The organism is Pseudanabaena sp. PCC 7367 (assembly GCF_000317065.1).
Taxonomy (GTDB): Bacteria; Cyanobacteriota; Cyanobacteriia; order Pseudanabaenales; family Pseudanabaenaceae; genus Thalassoporum; species Thalassoporum mexicanum.
In genome coordinates this window covers 3,491,350-3,516,562 of sequence record NC_019701.1, presented here as the reverse complement: position 1 = coordinate 3,516,562, position 25,213 = coordinate 3,491,350, and the positions used below count along the sequence as shown (strand labels likewise).

Annotated in this window: 21 protein-coding genes and 1 tRNA gene; 9 read left to right on the top strand and 13 right to left on the bottom strand. The window is 46.8% G+C overall.

The genetic code is table 11. The features are described 5' to 3' along the window. Positions 1-46 precede the first annotated feature (46 nt). From PSE7367_RS13935 to PSE7367_RS13925, 3 genes are all read left to right on the top strand, one after another. The gene (locus PSE7367_RS13935) at positions 47-1,900 is read left to right on the top strand and encodes a zinc metalloprotease (protein ID WP_015166000.1); all 1,854 of its coding nucleotides are present in this window, start codon (positions 47-49) and stop codon (positions 1,898-1,900) included. A 321-nt stretch (positions 1,901-2,221) separates the two neighbouring features. Continuing rightward, positions 2,222-2,884, top strand: a complete 663-nt coding sequence (locus PSE7367_RS13930) for an Npun_F0813 family protein (protein ID WP_015165999.1) — start codon at positions 2,222-2,224, stop codon at positions 2,882-2,884. 170 nt (positions 2,885-3,054) lie between these two features. Continuing rightward, complete coding sequence (locus PSE7367_RS13925) at positions 3,055-3,909, top strand: hypothetical protein (RefSeq protein ID WP_015165998.1); 855 nt, start codon at positions 3,055-3,057, stop codon at positions 3,907-3,909. Between the two features lie 44 nt (positions 3,910-3,953). Here PSE7367_RS13925 and PSE7367_RS13920 read toward each other — a convergent pair. Next, positions 3,954-4,026: transfer RNA gene (locus tag PSE7367_RS13920), tRNA-Ala, on the bottom strand. A gap of 283 nt (positions 4,027-4,309) precedes the next feature. Between PSE7367_RS13920 and PSE7367_RS13915 the strand changes: the two genes are divergently transcribed. Then, complete coding sequence (locus tag PSE7367_RS13915; RefSeq protein WP_015165997.1) at positions 4,310-5,230, top strand: sulfurtransferase; 921 nt, start codon at positions 4,310-4,312, stop codon at positions 5,228-5,230. Here PSE7367_RS13915 and PSE7367_RS13910 read toward each other — a convergent pair. After that, a complete protein-coding gene (locus PSE7367_RS13910; RefSeq protein ID WP_015165996.1) occupies positions 5,220-6,347 on the bottom strand; it encodes a hypothetical protein in 1,128 nt (375 codons plus the stop codon). The two genes, PSE7367_RS13915 and PSE7367_RS13910, sit on opposite strands and share 11 nt — an antisense overlap. Positions 6,348-6,601: 254 nt before the next feature. Further along, a complete protein-coding gene (pyrF, locus tag PSE7367_RS13905) occupies positions 6,602-8,218 on the bottom strand; it encodes an orotidine-5'-phosphate decarboxylase (RefSeq protein ID WP_015165995.1) in 1,617 nt (538 codons plus the stop codon). Positions 8,219-8,567: 349 nt separating this feature from the next. On the opposite strand from pyrF, the gene PSE7367_RS13900 reads away from it, so the two are divergent. Then, on the top strand, positions 8,568-9,263 hold the full coding sequence (locus PSE7367_RS13900) for a response regulator (protein ID WP_015165994.1): 696 nt from the start codon (positions 8,568-8,570) through the stop codon (positions 9,261-9,263). 26 nt (positions 9,264-9,289) lie between these two features. Further along, on the top strand, positions 9,290-9,991 hold the full coding sequence (gene deoC, locus PSE7367_RS13895; protein ID WP_015165993.1) for a deoxyribose-phosphate aldolase: 702 nt from the start codon (positions 9,290-9,292) through the stop codon (positions 9,989-9,991). On the opposite strand, the gene PSE7367_RS13890 is transcribed toward deoC, so the two are convergent. Beyond that, complete coding sequence (locus PSE7367_RS13890; RefSeq protein ID WP_051038158.1) at positions 9,957-10,325, bottom strand: MGMT family protein; 369 nt, start codon at positions 10,323-10,325, stop codon at positions 9,957-9,959. The two genes, deoC and PSE7367_RS13890, sit on opposite strands and share 35 nt — an antisense overlap. 281 nt (positions 10,326-10,606) lie before the next feature. Here PSE7367_RS13890 and pgeF point away from each other — a divergent pair, with 281 nt between their 5' ends. Further along, positions 10,607-11,470, top strand: a complete 864-nt coding sequence (pgeF, locus tag PSE7367_RS13885; RefSeq protein ID WP_015165991.1) for a peptidoglycan editing factor PgeF — start codon at positions 10,607-10,609, stop codon at positions 11,468-11,470. A 165-nt stretch (positions 11,471-11,635) separates the two neighbouring features. Here the strand turns inward: pgeF and PSE7367_RS13880 are convergent, their stop codons facing one another. Both PSE7367_RS13880 and PSE7367_RS13875 read right to left on the bottom strand, forming a co-directional pair. Beyond that, complete coding sequence (locus PSE7367_RS13880) at positions 11,636-12,253, bottom strand: Uma2 family endonuclease (protein WP_015165990.1); 618 nt, start codon at positions 12,251-12,253, stop codon at positions 11,636-11,638. Positions 12,254-12,459: 206 nt separating this feature from the next. Next, positions 12,460-13,335 (bottom strand): shikimate dehydrogenase, encoded by an 876-nt coding sequence (locus PSE7367_RS13875; RefSeq protein WP_015165989.1) that lies wholly within the window; start codon positions 13,333-13,335, stop codon positions 12,460-12,462. Positions 13,336-13,457: 122 nt separating this feature from the next. Between PSE7367_RS13875 and PSE7367_RS13870 the strand changes: the two genes are divergently transcribed. Beyond that, the gene (locus PSE7367_RS13870) at positions 13,458-13,904 is read left to right on the top strand and encodes an FHA domain-containing protein (RefSeq protein WP_015165988.1); all 447 of its coding nucleotides are present in this window, start codon (positions 13,458-13,460) and stop codon (positions 13,902-13,904) included. 160 nt (positions 13,905-14,064) lie between these two features. Continuing rightward, complete coding sequence (locus tag PSE7367_RS13865) at positions 14,065-16,587, top strand: FHA domain-containing protein (RefSeq protein WP_015165987.1); 2,523 nt, start codon at positions 14,065-14,067, stop codon at positions 16,585-16,587. 117 nt (positions 16,588-16,704) lie between these two features. Here PSE7367_RS13865 and prmC read toward each other — a convergent pair whose 3' ends face one another. The 7 genes from prmC to PSE7367_RS20550 form a co-directional block, all read right to left on the bottom strand. Continuing rightward, positions 16,705-17,703: a peptide chain release factor N(5)-glutamine methyltransferase gene (gene prmC, locus PSE7367_RS13860; protein WP_041699788.1), complete on the bottom strand. Its 999-nt coding sequence runs from the start codon at positions 17,701-17,703 to the stop codon at positions 16,705-16,707. Between the two features lie 227 nt (positions 17,704-17,930). Beyond that, a protein-coding gene (locus PSE7367_RS22110; protein WP_156800460.1) for an IS630 family transposase occupies positions 17,931-19,062 on the bottom strand; the annotation gives its coding sequence in 2 pieces (ribosomal slippage) (positions 17,931-18,633 and positions 18,632-19,062; 1,134 coding nt in all). A gap of 96 nt (positions 19,063-19,158) precedes the next feature. Beyond that, positions 19,159-19,635, bottom strand: coding sequence for a phosphate-starvation-inducible PsiE family protein (locus PSE7367_RS13845; protein ID WP_015165985.1), 477 nt, complete (start codon positions 19,633-19,635; stop codon positions 19,159-19,161). A gap of 374 nt (positions 19,636-20,009) precedes the next feature. Further along, positions 20,010-20,564, bottom strand: coding sequence for a hypothetical protein (locus PSE7367_RS13840; protein ID WP_015165984.1), 555 nt, complete (start codon positions 20,562-20,564; stop codon positions 20,010-20,012). 164 nt (positions 20,565-20,728) lie between these two features. Then, a complete protein-coding gene (locus PSE7367_RS13835) occupies positions 20,729-22,102 on the bottom strand; it encodes a tetratricopeptide repeat protein (RefSeq protein WP_015165983.1) in 1,374 nt (457 codons plus the stop codon). A gap of 222 nt (positions 22,103-22,324) precedes the next feature. Continuing rightward, positions 22,325-23,515, bottom strand: coding sequence for a TRC40/GET3/ArsA family transport-energizing ATPase (locus tag PSE7367_RS13830; RefSeq protein ID WP_041698490.1), 1,191 nt, complete (start codon positions 23,513-23,515; stop codon positions 22,325-22,327). A 147-nt stretch (positions 23,516-23,662) separates the two neighbouring features. Then, positions 23,663-24,952 (bottom strand): histidine kinase dimerization/phosphoacceptor domain -containing protein, encoded by a 1,290-nt coding sequence (locus tag PSE7367_RS20550; RefSeq protein WP_015165981.1) that lies wholly within the window; start codon positions 24,950-24,952, stop codon positions 23,663-23,665. Positions 24,953-25,213: the final 261 nt, after the last annotated feature.

The window sequence follows — 25,213 nt, the reverse complement described above, 5'->3', positions numbered from 1 at the left end:
CTCTTTAGTTGCACATCGCGTTAGTCTAGGTTGTGGATATTTGATTATGTCCCAAATCCTTACCTATTCAGCAGTACCAAATCACCAAAATCATCACACATATAAGTCAGGCATGGCGATCAGCGATCTGCTAGTTTTTTTCTTTGTCGGATTGATAGCTGCATATTTGAGCTGGCGAGCCAAATCCGCTCCTAGAGCAAATATCAATCTCACCCCAACTGCGTCCCTGGCGATCTGGCTAGGGTTAATGTTGCTACCCACTTTGTTAGTTGGCTGGTCGGTGTGGGTGCGGCAACCATTTCCGCCCATTTTATTAGTAGTGGTTACCTTGACTTGGATCTGGCTCTATTTTAGTTTGAGCCCAGCGGCACAATCGCCCCCCTTTTTTCTCCATACGCCCAGCGCCTATGCGATCGCCGAGTTGTCGCCAGCCTTGAGCTATATTACCAAACCAGCATTAGCACCAGAGGCAGAAACCAGGCTCAAGGGTTGCTTTCCCTGGGCAGTTTTTTTCCTCAAGCAAATTGAATACAACCAAAGGGCGATCGTCTGTCAGGGGCAATTACGCTATCAGGCAGGGAGTAATTGGCAGCGATCGCTCCGCGAGCAACCCGCACAAACCGATCATCTACCGGATGCAACAGAACTAGCAAAACTATCACCCTCTGAGGCCATTTACCGGATTATTAGCGCCAATATTAACGCTGAATTTGGCGATCGATTCTGGATCTTTTTTCAGCCCGCCCCAAGCAATGCCCCTAGCGCCGCCAATCAACTAGACGATCTGAGCACCGAGCCACTTTATAATTTTCTGCTGCTACCACGACTGAACACCCCAGATAATTCTGGCCAGACAAAAAATCCCAATCACATAAATAACCTCCAAAACCTGAATTTAGACCAAATTCAAGTTGCTGATATTGTCCCTACAGGTAACAATCGCGCCAAACTGAAACTAAAGCGATCGGCAACAAACAGACCAATTAAACCAGCTAACCTGGGGCGATGGATCTTGCCACTGTTGTTATTAGCAAGCACGATCGTGACGATGCTGGCAACTGGTGCAAACATACGCACGCTCAGCCTGGACAATTTTCGGTTTCCGGCGATCGGCTCAGGCATCGTTTATGCGATCGCCCTATTCATATTTGGACTGACCCATCAGATTGCCCGACACTTAGTGGCAAAGCGCTATCAGCTCAAGTTAAGTCCACCTTTTGTAATTCCTTTTTTGGCTGGCCTGGGCACCCTGGGTAGCTATGCACTACCTCAAGCGGGCTATCTTCCCAACCGCCGTGCAGCTTTTCATCTGGCGATCGTGCCGACCCTGGCGGGCTTAGCGATCGCGTTTCCCTTGCTAATTGTAGGATTAGTCAATTCCAGCGCTACAGAACTCATTGCCACCTCAAGCGCGGCCAATGGTGGCATGATTAGTTATTTGCAAACCAGCTTTGCCACCTTCAATCCCCAAAATTCAATTTTGCTGGCAGCGATCGCCCAACTAGTTACTTGGGGCAGGTTTAACGGCAGGGCAATCGAGATGCATCCCCTGGCACTGGCGGGTTGGGCAGGACTAGCGCTCACGGCAATTAGCCTAATGCCGATCGGTTGGCTCGAAGGCGGAGACTTGGCCCATGCCATGTTTGGACAAACCAAAGCCGCTACAGTTGGCCAAATTGCTCGACTATTATTGCTGATGCTGGCGCTATTGGCACAATCGTGGTTATGGATTTTTGCGATCGCCGCATTTGTGATTAAAACTGAGCGATCGCCAATTTTAGATGAAGTAACGGAGTTAAAAAGTTGGCAGGATGCTTTAGGATTAATATTGCTTGCTTTAGTATTATTAGTAGTTTTACCAGTACCCAAATTGCTCATCCCTCTACTAAGCTTGAATTAGAAGGTAATTAACCAAGAGGCGATGTTTAGCTCTTGGCTATAGTATTTGCCTACTAAAAAGATTAAATTAAATCGGGTGGCTCTCCTGTAAACTTTACGGGTTAAATGTTTCAGGATAAATATTAAATGAGTTGAATAACTCTGGCAATGCTAGGTCAATGTTGAGGCGATCGCCATTTAGCTGCTGCAAAAACAAGTTTAGTTGAAGTTAAATGATAATATTTCTCTAATCTGCTGGTTTTTACTTGCATTTGGGAATAACTCTGGCATTATATAGCTACTCATTGCTGCTAATGGTAATGCTCGGTCAAGGCTGGAAACCATGTTCATCTTAAAGCGTAAAGACGTTGAGATCATCAGCGTCCAAAACCCCCAACGAAAAGAGCAGCAAATTGCCATTTTGCAATATCAAGGGCAAACGTTTCGGCTTTTAAATATTTTTGGTGACAATCGAGAAGAAGCTTTAGAATTCTGGCGAGATTTAACAGACAATAAAGGTAAGGCCTGTGTATTGCTCGAAGAGCCCAAGCGGTTTAGTGTTTGGGGCAAGGTCAAAATCGATCAATATCAAGCCAGTAATATTATCGATCAAATTGTGGAGCGGGAGCTGGTGCAGGGTTGTCTGCTTTTGCTCCAAGCGGTTTATTTTGAAGTAGAAGATTTTCTGGGCAATCGGCAAGCTGGCTCGTTTAAGCAGGATATGTATAAACTGATGGCACAGGGCAAGTTTTCCCAGGTTTCTAACCCCAAAGATATCGAGCAACTTTTAGAACTTGATCCAATTAGCAGTATGCAGATTCCTTCCTGGGATGACAATCGCCTTCAGACCCTGTTGGGTGACCTGTTTAAGCTGGCGCAGGACTATTTTGGCAATAATAGCTTTGTGGACAATGCGCTTGATGCGTTGGAAGATATGCCCGAATCCGATCGGCAAAAATTTGGGGACTGGCTAAAAAGTACGCCAAAGGGTAAGCTGTGGCGATAGTTGAATTAGCTCAATTAGTTGAATTATTCACAAATTCCCGATAAACATTGGCACGGCTATATTCAATTATTCTGAACATGTATGAACATGTAAATAATACTAATACATACTATAGATTAGATGTTTACAGGCATATGCCATACTTTTGCAGTGTTAGCTGGTAGATCATTATGAGTAAAACCAAGTCCTCATCTTTATTACCCACCCAATATGTGGTGCTAGGTGGCATAATCTGGGCGGTTTTGTCCTTATTGTTCTATTTATTATTCAGCCCACCTACGGTTGAGGTGAATGGTGAACTGCTGCGACCAGGTTGGTATCGAATTGGTACCTATATTTTCCAAACTGTGGCGATCGCGGTCAGTTGTCTACTCTGCATCCGCAACTGGCAGGGGCGCAAGGTGATGAGCGGTGCAAATGTGTGGCTGACGATCGGCCTGGGTGTATTTAGCTGGGGCTTAGGTAATCTGATTTTTGGTTACATGGAACTAGGCATGGGCTTAGAGCCAACTCCGCCCGCGATTCCCGATATTTTCTTTGTGCTGACCTATGTGTTTTTGTCGATCGGTATGGTCTCAGCAGTAATTAGCCGTAAACTGAACCTGGATCTAAAACAATGGCTGATTGTCGCTCTAGTTGGGGCTGCTGGTATCATTGCGGCAGGTTACATCACCTTTTTTGCTGGCAATCCTTCTGGCGGCATCACCTTTGATCCAGCCACGATGTTACTAACGCTCTATGCCCTTGGTGACATCTTGATTTTGATTGTAGCCGCTATGTTGCTATTGGCGTTCTGGGGCGGTCGTTTTGCCCAATCCTGGCGTTTACTGGGGGCAGCCGGTGTCTTCATGTTCGTGGGCGATCTTGGTTTTAGCCTGGCCTCTACTGCAGAAACCTATCAAAGTGGCGAGCCGATCGAATTTTTCTGGATTCTGGCATTTGTGCTGTTTGGTATGGCCGCAGCCCTAGAGCACGATCAACCTAAATCATCCCGTAGCCGTTCTTCTTCGCGCCGCCGTGGCTAAATCAATTCACTTTATTTAATTTATTTGATTTTCAAAAATAGGGATGGAGGATAGGGGATTCGAACCCCTGACCTCTGCGGTGCGATCGCAGCGCTCTACCAACTGAGCTAACCCCCCAATGATTGGAGTAAGTTGTTTGTAAGCAATGGCTTATAACAATACCATTAATGCTCTAAATTCTGAATGGGCGATCGCAGCAAAAAAATATAATCTAACCTAAATGCTCCAATATTTCCAGGCTATTGCTTTTGTGGGCTGGAGCGATCGACGCAACCCCATAGCTCAGTTAATCAGCACGAGGGTGTAATGCATGGAGTCTTAGAATTTTAATTACGCATCCTAACCTATGGTCTAAATACCTAAATACCAGCATATCTGGATTGATTTTTATTGATGTCTTATGTCTACAGAGTTTGAGCTTAATAACCAAGAGCAATCAATCGCCCTGGATTCCCCGATCGTCTCGATCGATTGGCTCCAAAAACATCTAAATAGCGATCGCCTGGTGATAATTGATTGTCGCTTTGCCCTTGCAGATCCTGGCTTGGGTCGGCAGAAGTATCAAGCTGGGCATATCCCTGGTGCGTATTATTTAGACCTGAATCAAGATCTCTCCAGTCCTGTGCAAAAGCATGGTGGTCGCCACCCCCTACCTGAGCTAGACAAGCTGGCCGCCAAGCTAGGCAGTTTTGGGATTAATTCTGGCTCTGTGGATGAAGTGGAGAGCCAGGAATCGATCGTGGTGCTCTATGACGATTCGCGCTTTGCGTTTGCAGCCAGAGCCTGGTGGTTGTTGCGGTATTTAGGTCATCACCAGGTGGCAATTTTGGATGGTGGGTTCTCGGCATGGCATGAGGCAGATCAGCCCATCTCGGCCAGGGTTCCACCATTAAAAGTGGGCAACTTTGCAATTAAGCTCAATCCAAACCTGGCCATAGACATTGACTATGTGCAAGCAAAAAAAGACCTGCCCAGCGTGGCATTAATCGACTCGCGTGCTGCTCCCCGTTATCGCGGCGAGGTTGAACCGATCGATCCGATCGCCGGGCATATCCCTGGTGCGGTTAATTATCCCTGGCAGGAGGTTTCTGATGCTTGTGGCAATCTCCAAAAGCTTGAAGCATTAAAACAGCGCTGGGCTGAGCTAAAGACCAAAGAGGAGGTTTTAGTTTATTGCGGTTCTGGTGTGACTGCCTGCGTAAATTTGTGGTCAATGGCGATCGCAGGGCTGGATCATGGCAAGTTATATGTGGGTAGTTGGAGCGATTGGTGTTCCTATGCGGATACCGCTAAGGCGCAATCTACAAGATCTACAAGGTAGGAGGCGTGGCGGGATTAGGGCGTACCCGACTCCGCACTGGGCCATCATCTGGCAGGGCGCGGTATTGATTGCCGATCGTGCCCTGGCGCACCTGTAGCCTTTGGCTCACAATCGTAATGCCGCTTTCACGCACCAGAATCACCGAGATCCAGCGATCGCCACTGCGATAGGGAGCCTGGCCAATTTTGAAAATGCCACCTGCCTTGAGTGGTTCGAGATCAATATCGGCTTCTTTAATATAATTATTAGAATTAACTGGCTCTTCGATTACTGCCCCCAGTAGCAAACTAGCTCCCAACGGCTCGACTAAAATTGCATCCAGGGTATATTCACGGCCCACACCAATCACATCGGGCAATCGCACCTCAATATTGGGTGGCTCCTCGCCGGAGGTAAGCTCACTCTTTTCGGTGAGAATCTCTTGGCTGATCAGTTGCCATTTCCCATCTTGCTGCTGATAGGTTTGCACGGCACTAAGTTTGGCCTCAAGGCTAAAGGATGCCTTCCCATCGATCGCATTCCCTTGCTTGCTGCCAGAAATATTGGTCATGGTTTCCACCCGATACTGGCCATCTTGGCGCTGCCAGTTTTTAATCTCGGTGGTGTAGCTGATTTCTTTATATCTATCCCACAGGTCAGCCAGGTATTTGCGCACTTCAGGCTTATCCAGACCATCGCTGCTCTCAAAGTCTGCCGCATAGAAAGCCATCACTGCATCGAGATCCTTACTAGCGGCGGCGCGATCGAGGGCGGCGATCGCCTCAACCAATTCAGCCGGAGCCTCACTGGTGTTCACATTTGTATCGCTAGTATCACTAGCATCAACTGCAGTTGGTTCTGCTGCCAGGTTTTTGTGATGGATTGGGCTATTTGGGCTTTGCCGATCGAACAGTTTTAAATCTAACTGAGCTTGAGTCAGATCCAATTCGCCTGAGATGTCTAAGGGTGGATTCTCAACCCCATCAACCACACGCCGGGAAGTGCGGGTTTGCGATCGGGCTCTGCTAGTGACCAGCCTTCTAGCCCTGGGCGCAGAGGTTGCCGTTCCGGCTGCGAAATGGCTGGCCAGGGTAGTAACGGCGGTGGCAACTAGAAAAACAGCAAGTCGCTTATACATCAGCATTCTCAATTTCGGCAAAACTCCAGCTTAGTTAGGCAAATTTAGCAAAACATAATCACTAAGGCAATTTACGTATCCAAGCTTACATACTTAACTAATATAACTAATATAAATCACATAACTGCATTCGCCTAATACGAATTATGCATAGTTATCATCAGGAATAAGCTTAGAGCTAGATTAAATCTCAATAACATACTAGCTTTTTACTTACTTTGCTAGGGCTTTTCGTAAATGATCGCGGGAATATTTTAATGGTGGGCAAAAAAACTAACTTGATCTTCGCTCAAACGTCCTGCCTGATATAGGGTGGTAGCGATCTCAGAAATAGTTAGTACCGCATGACTACGATAGCCCTGATCGGCGATCCTCTCGCTCACGCCCCGCTCATGGTTAATAAACACGACAATATCTTTGACCACCAAACCACTTGATTCCAGTTTCTTCACGCCCTCAATTACGCTTTTGCCCGAAATCATAATATCGTCCACCACCACGATCCGTTCACCCGGTTCAAAATGGCCTTCAATCAATCGCCTTGCACCATAGGCTTTTACCTCCTTGCGCGGGAAAATCATCGGTCGATTTAGTTGCAATGCCAATCCAGTAGCGGTGGGTAGTGCGCCATAGGGGATACCAGCAATTCGATCGAAATTAAGCTCTTGCAAAATTCCGGCATAGGCAGCGATCACCTTATCAAACACCTGCGGATTAGAAATGATTTTACGCAAATCAACGTAATAGGGGAAAGTCTCGCCGGAAGCCTGGACATATTCACCAAACATGATGCAGCCAATGTCATAGAGCTGCAAAATCAAATCAAAATGGGGGAGGGGCGATCGGGATGGTGCATCGATCACACAAACATTGGGTAACCAGATTGGGCAAATTGGCTGTTCGGCAGCGATCGGGATTCTAATTTGATTTACCAGGTCACAAAGCGATCGCATTTGTCGGGCGGGGCTATTGGTGGTAAGGATATCCTGGCGCACAGTTAAAATTAGACCTTTGCCATTCTGGTCTAAGCCTGCTTCTAATAACTGAGTTAAGTTATCCGGTTGATCGATCGCTTCGTTTCGTCTACTACCTTGCGCCAACTTGAGATCGCTAAACTTGCCAGGATCGCCGGATTCGCCTTGACTCTGCTCATCACTTTGCGCCCACAAACTACGAGCCAAAATCAATCGCTCTGGTGCAATCGCCCTGACCCTGGCGATCGCATCGGGCTGAGCCGCCCCCACTTCAAAGCCAAGTTGTTCATCTGTTCCCCAGGTCTGGCATTGCCGCACTAATTCCAAATACACTGGACTATTAGGGTCAGGATAGTTCTGTAGTGCCTGAGCAGTCAGGTTGGCGGAATGGCATTGCACAAAAACCGCCTTGTTTGCATAATTAAGAAATCTAGCGGCTGAGTCCTGGCCAGCCCAGGGACTGAGGGTGATCGCATCTACATGCCAGCGGCTAAATGCCGTATGTGCCAACACCGAGGAGCTATTTATATCCCCATGTTTAGCATCCAGAATTACCGGAATATGATCAGGAATGATCGCCAGGGTTTGGCTGAGCAGCTCCATCCCCACAGAGCCAAGCGCGGTATAAAATCCCAGGGTTGGCTTATAGGCACACACGGCGGCAGAAGTTTCCCTAATTACATACTGCAACCATTGCCACAACATTTGCGCCACCTGGTCGGGGTCACTGTGGCGATCGAGTTCTTTGATATATTCCGCCGCATATTCCGCTGGGATTGTTTCGGGATTGGGTTCCAGACCAATACAAAGCAAACTATCATTGGTGGCGATCGCGGCATCTAGCTTCGCCAAAAAGCTGCTCTCAATTGGTAATTCGGGCACAAAATCTTGAGGCATAGGCGTAGGAAAAGAATGTTTTGCTTGATTTTGCTTGGTTTTGCTTGGTTCTGCTCAATCGCTGCTCTGGCATAGGCAGCAATGTTCTTTTAGCATAGGCGATCGGTCATATTGGTCAGGGTTTCGGTTTCCCGCCCACTTTGCTGCATTGAGCAAGTTAAACTTAATTAACTCATAAAGTGCCATTGTATGAGATCCTTTATAGGTATGTGGATAATTTGTACCTGAAGGAAGTAGCATTTAGTGCCCCTCTAGTAAATTAAACTATGTGAATTAAATTCTGGGCATGGGCACTACACTAAAGTTACTTGAATTACCCCATTTTTAAATAATCTCCTAACACCTTGCTATGGACCCAATTCGCGTCGTTCTAATTGAAGACCACGATCTTACCCGCGTGGGTATGAAAATGACTTTGCAACAGCAAGGGCATATTAGCCTGGTAGCTGAAGCAGCTAATGGTCATGATGGCGTAAAGCAAGTTGAAGTAACCGAGCCAGATGTGGTGATTCTGGATTTGGGCTTGCCAGACATCGATGGGATTGAGGTGACCAAGCAAATTAAGTCTTTGAATTTTAGTTCTGGAAAGTCACCCCGAATTCTAATTCTTACCCTCACTGACAATAATGAATCGGTTTTAGCAGCATTTGCGGCCGGTGCCGATTCCTATTGCATTAAAGATATTAGCTCCGATGATTTGATTCAGGCTTTACAACTTACCTCTGAAGGCAGTGCCTGGATTGATCCGGCGATCGCTACAGTCGTACTCAATCAAATTCGCAAGCGCGACACCACGCCTACGGTGGAGATCGATGCTTCGGAACCTGAATACAAGCAAATTTTGGAAGCCACCCCCCTAACCGAACGTGAACTAGAGGTGTTGACGGAAATTGTAAATGGCTATAGCAATTCTGAGATCGCCAGCCGCCTGTATATTACGGTGGGCACAGTTAAAACCCACGTGCGGAATATTCTCAATAAGCTCTGCGCTGACGATCGCACCCAGGCTGCAGTGCGGGCGTTGCGCTCTGGCCTAGTTAAATAATCATAATTTAGCTATGCCCATTGACTATGCCCATTGACATCGATCCCGCCGCCTACATTGACCATACTTTATTAGACCCCACCGCCAACCGCGAGCGGATCAGTGAACTTTGTCACCAGGCCGATCGATTCAATTTTGCCAGCGTTTGTGTCTATCCTTGCTACGTGCGCCTTGCCGCCGAACTTTTACATAACAAGCGCCCCCAGGTAAGCACCGTAATCGGTTTTCCCAGTGGAGCCACCACATCTGCCACCAAGTTGTATGAAGCCCATGAAGCCAATGAAAATGGGGCGACGGAATTGGATGTGGTGATTAATCTTGGTTGGCTCAAAGATGGCGAGACTGATGCAGTACACCGGGAGATCGCAGAAATTTGTGAAGGAGTTGATCTACCAGTTAAGGCGATCCTGGAAATGGGTTTATTAACGCCCGCAGAGCAAAAATTGGCAGCGGAAATTTGCCTTGATGCTGGTGCCGCCTTTTTGAAAACCAGCACCGGTTGGGCAGGAGGGGCAACCGTAGAACAGATTAAGCTTTTGAAATCAATTACTAAGGGCAGAATTGGGATTAAGGCTTCCGGTGGGATTCGCTCCTTTGCCCAGGTAGTCGCTTTGATTGAGGCAGGCGCAACCCGGATTGGTACTTCGCGGGGATTGCAAATCATGGCTGAGTTTACTGCCCCAGATCTACGCATTAGTGACTCTGCCAGCGATATTGGCGTAGATTAATCTTGCCAACTGGATCAAACTCGATCCCTTCTTGCTCCAGCAACGATCGCTGAAAATAATCACCACCCCGCCGCAGGGGAGAATAGGATATTTCACCTTTAGCATTGATCACCCGATGCCACGGTACATCACTAGTCTGCGGATCAATTTGATACAGGGCATAGCCAACCAGTCGCGCCTTGCCAGCCAGGTTAGCAAGCTCGGCGATCTGACCATAGGTAGCAACCTTACCGATCGGGATCTGGCGCACCATTTCATAGATGCGATCGTAGGTATTTTGTTGGGCAGCGCTAATTGCTTTTTTGCTCTTTTCGGTTTTTTCTGCCTTATCCATACCCATCTAAGATCTAAGCTAACTCAAGGCTTTATATTATGCGAGCGAAATAACTGGCGATCGCAGGCTTAAAGCTCTTATCTGTTATTTGCTGTATTTGAATTTGTGATGCGTAGGTTACGATCCTGGCAAGATGTCAGATCAATTTAGAGCTATGATCCAGATCTCCACCTCGATCGAGATTGCTATTTTGCCGCATTCTCTGCTATGCCAATATTGGTCACGGCATCAAATTTAAATCAAATTAAATTGGCTAAGAAAATTAAGTCATCTTAATTCTAATGAATAGTAACGGCTGGCATTGGCAAAACGGCTATTTAACCTGCGATCTACTCGCACCCTGGGCTCATGGTTTTTTCTCGAAAGTTCATGCTCCGAGTATGCCGATCGAGTTGCAACAGCATTTTTATACTCCTCAAAATACGCCTCTAAATTCCGATCGAGACAGTCAAACGAAGCAAACCAATCAGCCCCTTGACGGCATTGCCTACCGCGCCAAACAGGTACATGGCGATCGGCTCTTAGACAATCAAGAACTAGACCAGTTGGCGATCGGACAAGTTAATTCAACCTTGCCTGAAGCTGATGGAGTATTTATTCAGGTGGCGCTGAGTCAACCAGAGGCAGAGAATAGCAACCTGGCAAAAAAAGAAACTAAGCAATCGGTCTGGGTTTGCACCGCTGATTGTGTGCCAGTTTTAATCGCCGATCGTAACTTAGGCCATGTGGCGGCGGTTCATGCCGGATGGCGCGGCACGGCAGCGGGAATTTTGACCAAGGCGATCGCTAAGTTTCTTAATCATGGCAGCCAATTGGAGGATCTGCGGATTGCCCTGGGGCCGGCGATTTCCGGCGAAGTTTATCAGGTCACCGAAACAGTGGCCGCGCAGGTGATAGCAACAATTTCCACAGAGGTGGGCATATTCCCCGATCAAGAGCCAGAACGTTGCCGCCTCGATCTCAGGGCAGTACAACAGCAACAACTCAGTGAAATGGGCATAGCTAAGCCACAAATGGCGATCGCCCCCTATTGCACCTTACAAACGCCCGATCGATTCTATTCCTATCGCCGCTACACCAAAGAAAACCCCGATCACAAAGGTGGTGCGCCCAGGGTGCAGTGGTCAGGCATTGCCATAAATTAATTGTGGCATCATGGCAAGCGCAGTTTCAATCGAGATATTGGGCAAGAAGTAATATCAGATCCTTTTGATTACCCATAGTTATGATGCCTACGGATAGTTATCCCAGCCGTTTTTACTAATTTTCACTAAGGCTACTTAACCGGATTTGATATTACTAAGCTATACTTAAAGGCTTTCATCAGCGAAAACAACATCTTCATAGAGTAAAGCGATCGCACAATTAAAACTAACACTGCTAAATTCAATTTTCTGATTCGGTAATAAGTCTTTCTGGCGATCGCTTGCTAACTCAAACTGACCAACAGGATAGGTGGTAAGCTCCCATTTCCCATTTTCGTTGAGGCAATATCGCTCAATGTTAATTTGCTCTGCATCAATCAGAACGTACTCCTGCAATGTTTCGATCTGGCGATAGTTGCGGAATTTTTGACCACGATCAAGTGCCTCAGTGCCTGGGGACAGAACTTCAACAATTAGGCAGGGATAATTGATAATTTTGCGAGCAGTTTGGTCACGGCGATCGCAGGTGACTACGACATCGGGATAGAGGAAAGAATTAGTGGCAGTGATGCCAACCTTTGCATCAGCCATAAACACTTTGCAATTTTTACCCCGCAAATGATTTTTGAGGGCGGCGGCCAGATTAAGAGCGATCGAATTATGCGCCAGGGTGCCCCCGGTCATCGCTACTACCTGCCCGTTAATATATTCATATTTGAGTGATTGCTCCTCTTCCCAGGCCAGATAAGCTTGTGGGGATAAGGATTGAGGGTGGGCGATCATTGGTAGGATCTCCTGATCAATCGAAAGTTTTCCCTGCGCTGATACTTATTTTTTGAGAGTTTTTGAGAGTTTTTGAGCTAAATAGACTCCCTGTAAGAATGTTTCAGTAACGGCTAAGGGCTGAGAGCGTAACTAAATTTAAGATCCTGCGCTCCAAATCTTTAACTTCCTCCTACCGCCCAAATATTTAGAAATATTTAAAGTATTTAAGTTTGGGCAAGGTGATCTAAAAGTGCCTGCCACATCACATCAATCGGCGCAGGGCGATCGAGCCAATATTCCAGTGCCAGCGCGCCTTGATGCAGCAGCATCTCCAACCCATCAATTGTGATTAAATCTCGTTTTTGGGCTAGTTGCAGCAGCCTGGTTGGGCGGGGGGTATAGATTAAATCATAGGCGATCGCCTGGTTGGGCAAAAGTTGCAATTGCGCCTGGTCTAATGGCGATCGGGTTAAATCACTCATACCGATCGGCGTGGCATTAACCACCAACCCAGCCACTTCCAGCAGGTTTTCCAGCGAATTCCAAGTATGTACCCGCAAGCTATAGCTGCCGATTTGCCGCGTCATTTGCGCCTGGAAGCGCTTCATTTTCACCTTGTCGCGCCCCACCACATGCACCACCTGGCAACCGATCTCAATGCAGGCCACCACTACCGCTCGTGCTGCCCCGCCGCTACCTAAAATCAGGGCTGGGGTATTTTGCCAATCGCGGTTTAGTTTGCGGAGTGGTACTAAAAAACCTTCCACGTCAGTATTTGTGCCAATTAAATCATTGCCGACGCGCTTAACCGTATTCACTGCACCAACGGTTTTGGCAATGTCAGATACCTGCGCCAGCATTGGCATAATTTCTTGCTTATGGGGAATAGTCAGGTTAAACCCCTGTACAGCATCGATCGCCATCAAGCCAGCGGTGGCAATGCCCAAATTTGCGATCGCAATCGGCAACGGGATATATACATAATCCAGTCCCATTTCTGCCAAGGCCGCATTATGCATCACCGGTGAAAGGCTATGGGTAACGGGATCACCAATCACCCCCAGAATCTGAGTTTTGCCAGATATTTTAACTAAATTCATACCCCCACCATCGCCAACTTAATGAATTCTTATTTAAAAAAGCATTGATATGAACATTATGATGGCATATTGATCTTGTACGCACTAATCAACGAATAGAACTGTTCATATTGCCAGCTAGCATGCCAGAACTTACCCTTGAATGGACAGATATTAATCAACGCCAGTGTCATCGGATTGGCGATCAGAGAGTGCGGATTGGGCGCGATCCGGCTCGCTGTGATCTAATCATTCAGCATCCTACAGTGTCAGCATTGCAGGCAGAAATTTTCTTCAACGCCGATCGGGGGCAATTCTATGTGCGGGATTTGCGCGGTGAACCAAATCCACCCTTAGTTGACGGCGTTAGGATTACTGGCGGCGAAGCAGCTTTGCACCCCCACAGTCTCATCTATCTGGGGCAAGTTGCAATTAAGATCGCGGCGATCGTGGTTGCAGCCAATGCTGACTATGGTTTGCGTTGCCCCAATCCCCGCTGTGGCCGCGAGGTGGCCTATGAATACCTAGAGCTGGCCTGTCCCTGGTGCGGCACTTCGTTGGCGGCAGCAGCTAGCACAATTTTGCCCTAATCAAAAACAACTCAATCGAGTTTTTAAGCGATCGCCAGTAATAATCCAGTAATAATCGCAACATAGGAATTATAGAAAGCAATCGAACTCAAGTGGTTCAACATCGATCATGATTTTGGTGGTTGAATAATAGCTCAGCTCAGCTTGTGGTAAGGGTGATATGGATATTGAAATCAAGTTTAAGTGGCATGATCAAGACGCAGGAACGCAACAACAAAATCTGAAAGTGCCCGTGGCGATCGGCAAAGAAGCTTCCCAATTGCCCACCGAAATTAGCAATCGCCCCATCTCGCAGTTGGTTTTGGCACAATCGAAGGTGTCACGCTACCATGCCCTGATTGAAGTTGAGCAAGAGCAACTGGTAATCATTGACCAGAACAGCACCAATGGTGTGATTGTAAATGGGCGCAGGGTCAGCAAGCAGGTCTTAAACAGTGGCGATCGCCTGGGTATTGGTGACTATACGATCACAGTTGAATTTAATTTACCTTCTGCCCTGGCAGTGCTACAAGCTTCTACGGTGGTTAATCAGCCTTCGCAGCCGACCCAGGTGGCAACTGAGTTAAACACAGCAAATGAGCCAGAAGCAACTGCCCTAAGCGCAAATGCCACGCCTACGATCGAGCTGAGTTGGGAAGATCCCGCCACTGGCGAGGGGGTTACCCAAATGTGCCAGCTCCCAGTAGTGATGGGACGCGAGGTGGCTAAACTACCCCTAGAGCTTGATCGTAGACCCACAGTGCAACTAACTTTTAGTAGCTTGCAGGTGTCGCGTTACCATGCCTTGATCGATCTGGCCGCTAATTTAAATTTGCCTGGTTCTGGCGGAACGGCAGGATCACCCAAGCTGGCGATCGCTGATCAAAATAGCAGTGGTGGCACATTCGTCAATGAGCAAAAAATCACCAGTCAAATCCTCAATCATGGCGATGTAATCAGGCTAGGGCCCTACCAAATCAATGTGGCGATCGCGGCAGAAATGGCTCCAAGTGCCGCTAATCCTGCCATTAGGCCTACAATTGTGCCCAGTAGCGCTAGTAGTGCTGGCAATGCTAGTCCTAAACTCACCTCCACAATCTTATTCAACCCCAGCACTGGCCAGCCCGATCCGAATCAGCCAAATGCCCCCGATCCACTGGTAGGGGCTGCATCTAGCTCCGGCAGTAATTTTCCGCCGCCGTCATTTCAAGCCCAACAGGTAGCCGTACAGGACTTACATGCCACTGGATTGCCAGTATCCGAGACAGTTTATGGCACGGTTGGTGCTGGCCTGGGTAGCTACATCCTGGCGGATTATTTGCGCATCTCTGGTGTGCCTGCCCATAAGATCATGGCGATCGGCCTGGAACCAAATCCCTATGCTCGCTATCAAAGATTGTGCCTGAATTCGCAGATTCCGCCCCATGAACGGTTGCGATCGAATTCGGATTCCTGCCCCGATAATTTGTGGGGATGGCCTAGTTATGCTTTGCGCGAAGCCTGGCATGATTTTGGCAAGGGTAAGGTAACTCAAGCCTGGCGATATTTGTGGCAGGTGTTTGCTGAGCCCACCTTTTCCGAGACCTACACCCCCAGAGCGGGGAATGTGTTTGATTCGATCGATCGGGAAGCCAAACGGATCGGCTGGGACAAAATCTATCACTATGGCCGGGTATTAGCAATTCGCAAGACCAATGACAATCGCTATGGGATCGCCTATTCCCTCGGCGGTGGCAGGCGAGCTTTTGTGGTTTGTAATTATTTGCACCTGGCGATCGGCTATGCGGCCTTGAAGTTTTTAGACGATTTACAAGCCTATCGCGCCAGTACCGGTGACTTTCGATCGGTGGTAAATGCCTACGAGCAGCATGACCATGTCTATGAAGAACTAGAGCGCAACGGTGGCACGATCATTATTCGTGGGCGCGGCATTGTTGCTTCGCGGATTGTGCAGCGTATCCATGAGGCCAGGAAAAAGAACAGCCACATTATGCTGGTGCATCTGATGCGATCGCCCAAGTCCCAGGGGAATAAGTTTGGCACTGCCCAGCGTCCAGTGGAGCATCACTATGAATTCCAGCCATTTAATTGGCCTAAAGCTTGTTGGGGTGGCGATCTGCGGGTTTTGTTGGAATCTGCTTCCGCCGAGCAACGCAAGGAATTAATTGCCGATTGGGGTGGCACCACAACGGCCGATCGGGGCGATTGGAAAATGATCGTGGATATGGGGATTCAGCAGGGCTGGTATCAAATCCGGTTTGGCACGGTGGAGAAGGTAGAAAAAGCAGCCAATGGCAAAACTATAACCCACATTCGTGAGCGCGGCATTCAAAGCCAGGTGCAGATCGAAGCTGATTTTATTGTCGATGCCACTGGCCTAGATGCAAATGTGGAAGCCAGCCCCTTGATGGCGGATCTGGTCGATCGCTATCACCTGCCAATCAATCCGATGCAGCGGTTAGCAGTGGAGAATGATTTTGAAGTGGCGGCGCTGCGCAATGGTAAGGGCAAGGTATATGTATCCGGTGCGGCAACATTGGGGGGCCCCTATGCGGCGGTGGATAGCTTTTTGGGATTGCAATATTCTGCCCAGCGAATTGTTGATGGTCTGGTGGCAGCCAAAGCACCCAATTTGAAATATCTGAATGGGTTTGGTTCGTTTGCCCAATGGCTGAAGTGGGTGAATAATCGATCGCCTGATTAATTTTCTTATGGAAGCCATTTGATATCTGGCGATCATTTTGAGATAGCAAGGATTTGAGCAAATTTCTCAGATTTCCATTAACTCCTTTGAGCTAAATCAGCTAAAAAGAGATCAGGATCAAATACCCCTGGCGCTCACAAAGCGATCGATCCCAGCATAATCTTGGTACACTTTGATATCTACATAATTTCCATTGGCAAGCAAAAGCGATCGCACCATGTCTGCCTGTCCCGCCATTAGTTCCACTGCCCAGAAACCACCGGGGATCAGGTAAGCAGGCGCGGTATTGATTAAATGCTGAATTGCGGCCAAACCATCACTACCGCCATCAAGGGCAAGATGGGGCTCGTGTTTAATCACCTCTGGCTGAAGTGAGGCAAGTTCAGCGGTGGGAATGTAGGGCGGATTAGATACGATCCCAGTAAATTGTTTTTTCATCTGTTCAATCGGCTCAAACCAGCTACCTTGATGGAATTGAAGATTGGCAATCTGTATTGGCTTAGTTGATTTTTGAGGCGGGCTGGACTCAGCTAATGCCGATCGCTCTGATTGAGCTAGTAGATTCCGCTTGGCATTTTCGATCGCCACCTGCAAAGCCGCCTTACTATCATCCACCGCATGAATTTGAGCGTTGGGCATTGCTAGGGCTAGGGCAATGGCGATCGCGCCGCTACCAGTACCCAGATCCAACCAGGTTTGTAATTGTTGAGGTGATGATTTTGAGCGTTGTTGAGTGAATTGCTGGGCAAATTGCGGGACGGATTCTAGGGCAATGTCTACTAATAATTCCGTTTCGGGGCGGGGAATCAGCACAGCGCGATCGACTTTTAATGCCAAATCACGCCAGGTTAACTTACCAACCAGATATTGCAATGGTGTATTTTGCTCTAAATGCTCTTGCCATAGGCGATCGAGCTGTTCAAGTTGCTCTTTCGAGGGTTTGATTTGCTGCAATCGTAAAGCCAACTTATTGGCGTTTAAAAAGTTGAGCACTAGCCAATCTAAATCACTAGCTGGGATGTCGGCTGAAATTGCCTGCTGTTGCGATCGCTCATACCATCCATAAAACTCTTCAACTATGTTGGCTCCTCCCACTATTTCAGACATCTCAGTCATTTCAAGCATTTAGTAACTAACTCAAATCTAATTCTAATTAGCATTCTGGATTGCTTGTTAATCTGTGGATATCATTGCTTTAGCAGGGTAGGATTTGACCAATTTCAAAATGAAAGATTGTATTCCCAACAAAGTTGCTAATCGATCGGAGCGACACCAATTCTATCTTGCTCTAGCTTATATGGTTGGTCAGTAGGTGCAAAACGAATTTAACTCCTAGTGGATTGTCAGCTTTCAATTTGTGGGTAAAGTCGCTTAAGGCGAATACGAGCATCTGCAGTTGTGAATTGCCAATCTACCGACTTCTGCAAATGATTACGCTCAATGAACCAAGCTGATGTTTCTTGTTCAAGAGTTTCTCGATCTGGGATCCGTCGATCCAGACATTGTCGGGTTAGTGCAGACAGCTCGATTTCGGCAATATTTAGCCAACTTCCATGTTTGGGCGTATGGTGAATTTCTAGCCGTTCGACCAACCGACGCGCAGTGGACGGAGCAAAGGCCTGATAGAGCGAGGCAAGTTTGTGAATGTTCAAATTGTCACATACCAAAATGACAGTCTCGCAATCGGCGTAGTCTTGTTCAAGTAAGCGTTGAATTTCGATCGCCCAATCAACTGAGGTTCTGCGTTCACTCACAACTGCTTTACGCCAACCGGCCAAAGGTTCTGTAAACAAGAAAATATTAGCGGTGCCATTGCGCTCATATTCATAATCTACCAACTCTGGTTGTCCTGATTTAGCCGGCAATGGAATGCGTGTTTGTTTAACCAATTGCACCGGTTTTTCATCCATGCAAATTACCGGATGCTTAGAATCATAGGGTTGGTGATAAATCTCTAGTACATCTTCCATATGAGCAACAAAATCGGCATTTTGCTCAGGTGGAATCACATACTGTTGACGTAGATGTGGTTTCAGTTCGTTTTTTCAGCACTTGTCGCACGGTCTCGTGACAAATAGCTGGTACAATTTCTAACTCCACCGCTTTATCAGCAAGCAATCGCAATGTCCAGCGAGCATGACCAGCAGGTGGTTCGCTACAACGTAAGGCTATTAGCTTTGCCTCCGACTCTCCATCACATACGTGTGGTCGTGGCGCACTTTGGCGAGGTTTGCGTGCCAAGGCCGACTCTAAACCTCCTTCAATCAATCGTTGACGCAGGTTGGCTACTGTATTGCGATGGCAACTAAAGGTGGCGGCGGCTTCCGCATCTGTCCAGTTCTGGCCATTTATATCGATATTTAACAGAATGTTGGCATGTTTGATTTTATAGGCGGCGGCCTTACCAGTAGACACAAGATTTTGCAGCTCTTCGCGCTCTTCCTTGCTCAAACGGACGATATAGCGTTTAGGCATAATATACTGCTCGGATAACATAGGTATAGTTTATCCATCTTTCCCTTAACTCACAAACCCAAGATTGACAGAACACTAGATTATACTTCGGCAAAATTATTCAAGCGGGTCGGGATCGCAACGATTGGTGCGCTTAATAATCCAATAGCTAATTGACAATGCCAGAATTGCAAACGCCAGACCATTGAGATCAATCCCTTCGGTTGAGCCCTTAAATACAATTATTTTCCGGGCCACCGCTGTTAATGAAGTCACGATTACCAACTCAAGTTGGACAGCATGATTGCGCAGATAGGAGGTAATATTTTCCAGAATTTCCAGGGCGATCAGCACGTTCAAGAAAACACCAAAAATTTCGATCAATGATTCCTCTAGGAAGCCAAAGGAGGGCTCATGCCCTAGCTCTTGAGTCAGCACAAAAAACAGGTCAAACACGGCCACAGCGATCACAAAAAACATGGCGATCGCCAGCAGCTTGGCCACTAGATCTTCTAGTAGTTTTGAAACCCGCACAAATTTTTTGCCTTCGAATAGATCCAACACAGTACCGATCGAATTTTTTTTAGGTCGCATTAATTATTCTCTAGCTCCAGTCAAAATTCTGACATGTTTTGACCGGTAATAATCAGTGAACTTATTACATCGGTGCGAGCATGGTTAATAAAATCCGGATTATCTATCCAGACAAGGTTATTTCCAAATTACTTAGTTGCATACCGGCTCCAATGAATACTGCGCGGGTGATTCTTTAGCAAAAATATTACATTGGGCTTTTGTGAAAATTAGATTGATTAAAATTGCTCAGTGCCGCTTAAGCAGATCTCTTTAGTAAGAATAGCTGCAATCACTGATAGTTATAGCAATCTCGCACAATCGATCGCCTGAGAAAACATGAAAACATTAAGTTATCAGGATTTGGTAGTGTGATAAAATTTCTGCCCACTGGATCAACTACCCGTTGTTTCTTGATCGCTGGCGGGAGATTTGATTGAAAAGCGCTGTAGATCGTAATTGGTGACTGCCAAACCCAGAAAATTAGCGATCGCCTTAGCGGCTGCTTGTTTACGCTTTTTGTGGAAACTATTTACCACGTTTAAAAATACTTTTTCACCCCCTTTGAAAATCAACCGAACTGCATAGCTGGTCGATTTCTTACTCCTGGAGGTCACAAATTCTACTCGCTCTAATTGATCGATCGATCGCTCAACTTGCTTTTGACCCAGCAAGCTTTTTTGATAGATTGTGATCAGATTTTGCCTGCGATCGAGCGAACACCTAAGCACTACGCTGATCGACAAAAAAATATATAACATTAAAACCGCAAAGATGGCTGGCACTAATGAGATCAGAATTTTTAACCAGATCGACTCCATCTCAACTATAGTGATGATGAACGCTACAATCCCCACCATCACGATCGCATAGATGGCCAAAAAAATTGCCAAACCCCAATTCTTTTCTTCGACAACTAATTGATTTTGGTTAGTTTTAATGATGTCCATAATGCTAGATTATCCATCTAATCCCCCTATGCCTGCTGGCTAAAGAGCCTTTATCTTATTCTTAATGTTTAGTATGGTTCCTAATGTTTGGTATGGCGATCGGTGAGGCGTAAATTGAAACAATTCAATTAACAATTAAGTTAATAATATGTGGCCGCATGAGTCTAAAGCTCGCTACCCAGGTCAAAGATCACCTTCTTCCAATACCAAACCTCAGTCATACCAGGATACTGCAATTTAGATAGGGTAATTAACCGCATTGCCATTTCTTGATTACCACCAACCAGGCGAAGTAAATGCTGTTGCAGTTCCAGGCTAGGTTGATCGCTGGGTTCATGGAGTTGGGCAGCTTTAAATCTTTGGCGATCGGCAAGGTCATTTTGGAGTTGCTTGATTTTAGCCAACACGACTTGATACTTACGGCTGCGATCGTTACTGGTCAGGTTGGGTTGATTGTAGTTAGTTTGCTCAAACAATAAGCTGGCCGCCTTTTGATAGTCTTGCAATGCCCCTTCAAAATCTTCGAACTTGACCCTGGCCACAGCCCGATCGCTATAAATTTCGGCATCATTGGGCTTGAGCTGTAATGCCCGTGAATAATCTTCGATCGCCTGGCGGTAGTTGGGCAGCTTGAAATAGGCTAGCCCCCTGCCAGCATAGGCACTGGCTAGATTCGGATTAGTTTTCAGGATCTCACTAAAGTCAGCGATCGCCCCCATCGCATCGCCAAGCTCAGTCCGCACCACAGCACGGCTAATTTTGATTTGAACATCCTTACCATCCAAATAGACTGCTTGATTTAAATCCTGCAAGGCTTGCTGATAGTTACCCAGCTTGCTATAGACCACACCCCGCATCGCATAGGCTTTGGCATCTCTGGCATCTGCTCGCAGTAACCAATTGAGATCAGCTAGCACCTGCTGGTACTTGCCGGCGCTTATTTTGGTCAAAATCTGGGTAAAGAAAGCATTACTTTGTGCCAGTTGGGATTGAAGATCCTGCATTTGGGCAACTTTACGGGCTTGGGTAGCAGCCTCAGTCACCTGATTCAGGCTTACTTGCAATTTGTAGGCAGCATCCACACATTCGCCACTGGCGCTTTGATTTCCCTGCTGCAAAAAAAACTTTGCCGCCTGCTTATAGTTAGCGATCGCCTCGGCCAATTGTTGCGCCTGTTGGCCTGCCCTGGCCAGAATCCGCCAGGCATGGGGGTTGCCTGGTTTTAGTTGCACCGCCGCTTTAGCTGCCGCGATCGCCTGTTCTGGAGCCTTGGCCGTAATATGAGCCAGAGCCAGAGCAAGATTAATTCTGGCTGCCGTATCTACTTCGGGCTCTAGCTTAATTGCTTGACCATAGTCAGCGATCGCCGCATCCAGGCTACCGGAATCAAAATGGGCTAAGCCCCTCTGATAATAGACTTTGATCGCCAGAAGGGGATCAGGGCTAGCCTGTAAAGCTTGCTCAAATTCGCTGATCGCACCGACGCGATCGCCTTGCTGCAATTTTTCTAAGCCCCGTTGATAAAACTCCTGCGCCATATAAGCCTGTGCTGAATTAATCTTAACTTTTACATCACTTACATCACTACTGATATGAGCTAAAGCCTTGCTTCTAAGATTACCCAAAATACTAGCAAATCTCGATCGCCTAAGTTACTAGACAACTAGCGATCGTAAATGTTGTTAAAAAAAGCAACCCAGCCCAGCAAATCGGGTTTAGCCCCAGGTTTACTATATGATTGCGACTACCTTGAATAACTACTAGCTCACCTTAGCTGGTTCCGAGAACCTGATTTTAAGATAATCATCCTCCATCTTAGCGCCACATGGTTGCAGCAGCGACAAAGCCTGAGGTAGAACCAGATTGCGACGGTGATTGCCAATCCGCACATTCAATTCATCACCAGTTTTGGTAAGTTCAATCTGCTCCTTGGGAATGCCAGGTAAATATAAATCCAAGCGATATTGGTTATTTTCCTCAACCACGCGGATTGTATTTTCTTTGTAATAGACCTGAGTGGGATCTTCATCACCACAAAGACTATCTTTCAGGCGATGCAGGGCTTCCAGGCCGCACATTTCTTTGGAATAGAGCGGAATTTCTTTGACTGGTAAAGGATGAAAATCATCATGGATCTCTTGTTTATATTTCTGTTGCGCTGATTTCCACTCCTGGAAAAAAGGGTCTTGAACTTGATCAGGAATAATTCGATTGGCCACCACCAGATCGGTCGCCACATTATAGAGACTCAAATAGGCATGGGCACGTAATGATTCTTTGATTACCATCTTTTCGGGATTGGTCACCAATCGCACCGTAGTAACCGTGTTGTCGGTTAAAACTTTTTCTAATGCTTCTAATTGCTCATAGAACTCGTAGGGGGCATCCATTACCTCAGTGCCTGGCAAAGAGAAACCAGCTACCCGCTTAAAGATGGGCTGGAACACGGGGCTAAGGGCTTGCGCCATCCCTTGCAAAGGCTTATAGAAGCGGCGCATGTACCAACCAGCAACCTCAGGCAAAGAGAGCAATCGCAAAGCGGTACCAGTTGGTGCGGAGTCAATGATCAGCACATCATAGGTTTGCTCATCGTAATGGCGCTTAACCCTGACCAGGCCAAAGATTTCATCCATCCCCGGCAAGATCGCCAATTCTTCTGCCTGTACCCCCTCTAGACCTCTGGCCTGAAGCACTTCACTGATGTAGCGTTTAACTGCGCCCCAATTGCCTTCCAGTTCGCGCAATGCGTCCAGCTCTGCTCCCCACAGGTTGTCGATCACTTCCCTGGGTTCGTGGCTCAGCTCCATATCAAAGCTATCGGCCAGGGAGTGAGCCGGGTCGGTACTCAATACCAGGGTTTTGTAACCTAGTTCGGCACAACGCAGGCCAGTGGCAGCAGCGATCGAGGTTTTGCCTACACCACCCTTGCCAGTCATTAAAATAATTCTCATTGTTTAGTTTTATATATTTTATATATCCGTTTTTATGATCATGCTTTGATTTTTGTCTGGATTGAGCGATCGCAGCTATTTCTGGCTCTATGACTATCTTAGCCGCTATCTTAACAAAGCTTTACATCTTAAGCAGGATTCTCACAATCAAGTAACTGGAAATTTGATTGTAAATTGAGTGCCATTACTAGGCTCTAGCTCGATCGAGCCGTCGAGTTGCTGCACCAGCACATTCACCAGTTGCAAACCCAGGGTTTGGAAACCACTAATATTAAAGTCCCCTGGGAAGGGCACACCGTCATTACTAATCTTTAAAATCACTTGCTCTTGACTGGGCTCTAGCTCAATTTTGATATTGCCAGATTGATCGTCAGGAAAGGCATGTTTAAAACTATTGGTAATCAACTCATTTACAATCAAGCCACAGGGGATTGCCCGATCGACATCCAGGTAGGTTGGCTGGGTGTGGAGATGGATTTTAATTTTGGCCAGTTGATCGACGTAGGAACGCTGCAAATAATCCATCAAGCTTTGAATATATTGTTCAATGTCGATCTGACTAAATTCACTGGATTGACATAAACGCTCATGAATCAGAGCCATTGTGCGGATGCGGTGCTGACTTTCTTGGAACATCACCACGATCTCTGGGGTTTTGATGCGTTGCGCCTGGAGATCGAGCAGGCTAGAGATTACTTGCAGGTTATTTTTAATCCGATGGTGAATCTCGCGCAGTAGTAGTTCTTTTTCTTTTAACTCTGCCTCTAGCTGCCGATCGGGATGATTTTCAGGATGATTCGCTATGATCGGCTGGTGCGATTGGCGATTGGGATTATGTTTATTGACGTTATTGACGGTCAGTTCATCGTCTAGATCAAGCGGGCCGCCATTACTAGCAAAGCAATTTGCACCATTGTTAGAGTAGCCAGGAATCTGATCGGCTTGAGCCATATCCAGGTCTGGGTTTTGGGCTGGTAGGAGCGAGGCATCAATTATCTCACCCAGCCCGCAAACTGTGTGATCTGGGGCGATCGAAAAGCGCCACTGCACCAGAACCGATTCCCCGCTTTGGCTGTGCATATGCACTTGAAAGCGACTTATTTGCTTAGTTTGTTGGTTCTCTGAGGGCGGATCGATCGGCGAGAATTTAATTAAACTATTTTGATGATTTGAATTTGTATAATCTAGACGTTTTAAACCAGAACCAATGTGCCCTTGTGCTGGTCGAGTGGAGCGATCGACTAGCTCTGACCATCCCTTTTTAGCAATAGTAAGATCCTGGGGGTGAACCAGAGCAAGCCAGGGTTGCGATTTTAAATCATCAATGTCCCATGCAAGATATTTATGCCAGGCTTGGTTTGCTGCCACAATACCACCAGCCAGATCGCAGACACACATTAGATCCTCTGATAGCTCAAAGAAGGTATTGATTGACATTTGGTTTACTGGCAATTCGATCGATCGTTATATTTCTTTCAAAGCTGTGGTACGGCCTTATTTATATTTTAAACCGTATTTTTGTTGTCTCTTGCCACGATTATGACATATGGGTAGAGGTAAGGTGTATCTCCAAAAATGCTGAGCTTTTCTCAGTCCATGGTAGGAAAATATAGCAGGATCTGAACAGGTTTAAGAACAAGTTTAAGAAGAATGGGTTTGAGAGAAAATGCTAGATAACTAAAGCTAAACAATTAAATA

Excerpts from the sequence above, each read along its gene's own strand:
- PSE7367_RS13935 (WP_015166000.1), top strand. The coding sequence starts at position 47 with ATGTCCCAAATCCTTACCTATTCAGCAGTACCAAATCACCAAAATCAT.
- PSE7367_RS13930 (WP_015165999.1), top strand. The coding sequence starts at position 2,222 with ATGTTCATCTTAAAGCGTAAAGACGTTGAGATCATCAGCGTCCAAAAC.
- PSE7367_RS13925 (WP_015165998.1), top strand. The coding sequence starts at position 3,055 with ATGAGTAAAACCAAGTCCTCATCTTTATTACCCACCCAATATGTGGTG.
- PSE7367_RS13915 (WP_015165997.1), top strand. The coding sequence starts at position 4,310 with ATGTCTACAGAGTTTGAGCTTAATAACCAAGAGCAATCAATCGCCCTG.
- PSE7367_RS13910 (WP_015165996.1), bottom strand. The coding sequence starts at position 6,347 with ATGTATAAGCGACTTGCTGTTTTTCTAGTTGCCACCGCCGTTACTACC.
- pyrF (WP_015165995.1), bottom strand. The coding sequence starts at position 8,218 with ATGCCTCAAGATTTTGTGCCCGAATTACCAATTGAGAGCAGCTTTTTG.
- PSE7367_RS13900 (WP_015165994.1), top strand. The coding sequence starts at position 8,568 with ATGGACCCAATTCGCGTCGTTCTAATTGAAGACCACGATCTTACCCGC.
- deoC (WP_015165993.1), top strand. The coding sequence starts at position 9,290 with ATGCCCATTGACATCGATCCCGCCGCCTACATTGACCATACTTTATTA.
- PSE7367_RS13890 (WP_051038158.1), bottom strand. The coding sequence starts at position 10,325 with ATGGATAAGGCAGAAAAAACCGAAAAGAGCAAAAAAGCAATTAGCGCT.
- pgeF (WP_015165991.1), top strand. The coding sequence starts at position 10,607 with ATGAATAGTAACGGCTGGCATTGGCAAAACGGCTATTTAACCTGCGAT.
- PSE7367_RS13880 (WP_015165990.1), bottom strand. The coding sequence starts at position 12,253 with ATGATCGCCCACCCTCAATCCTTATCCCCACAAGCTTATCTGGCCTGG.
- PSE7367_RS13875 (WP_015165989.1), bottom strand. The coding sequence starts at position 13,335 with ATGAATTTAGTTAAAATATCTGGCAAAACTCAGATTCTGGGGGTGATT.
- PSE7367_RS13870 (WP_015165988.1), top strand. The coding sequence starts at position 13,458 with ATGCCAGAACTTACCCTTGAATGGACAGATATTAATCAACGCCAGTGT.
- PSE7367_RS13865 (WP_015165987.1), top strand. The coding sequence starts at position 14,065 with ATGGATATTGAAATCAAGTTTAAGTGGCATGATCAAGACGCAGGAACG.
- prmC (WP_041699788.1), bottom strand. The coding sequence starts at position 17,703 with ATGACTGAGATGTCTGAAATAGTGGGAGGAGCCAACATAGTTGAAGAG.
- PSE7367_RS13845 (WP_015165985.1), bottom strand. The coding sequence starts at position 19,635 with ATGCGACCTAAAAAAAATTCGATCGGTACTGTGTTGGATCTATTCGAA.
- PSE7367_RS13840 (WP_015165984.1), bottom strand. The coding sequence starts at position 20,564 with ATGGACATCATTAAAACTAACCAAAATCAATTAGTTGTCGAAGAAAAG.
- PSE7367_RS13835 (WP_015165983.1), bottom strand. The coding sequence starts at position 22,102 with ATGGCGCAGGAGTTTTATCAACGGGGCTTAGAAAAATTGCAGCAAGGC.
- PSE7367_RS13830 (WP_041698490.1), bottom strand. The coding sequence starts at position 23,515 with ATGAGAATTATTTTAATGACTGGCAAGGGTGGTGTAGGCAAAACCTCG.
- PSE7367_RS20550 (WP_015165981.1), bottom strand. The coding sequence starts at position 24,952 with ATGTCAATCAATACCTTCTTTGAGCTATCAGAGGATCTAATGTGTGTC.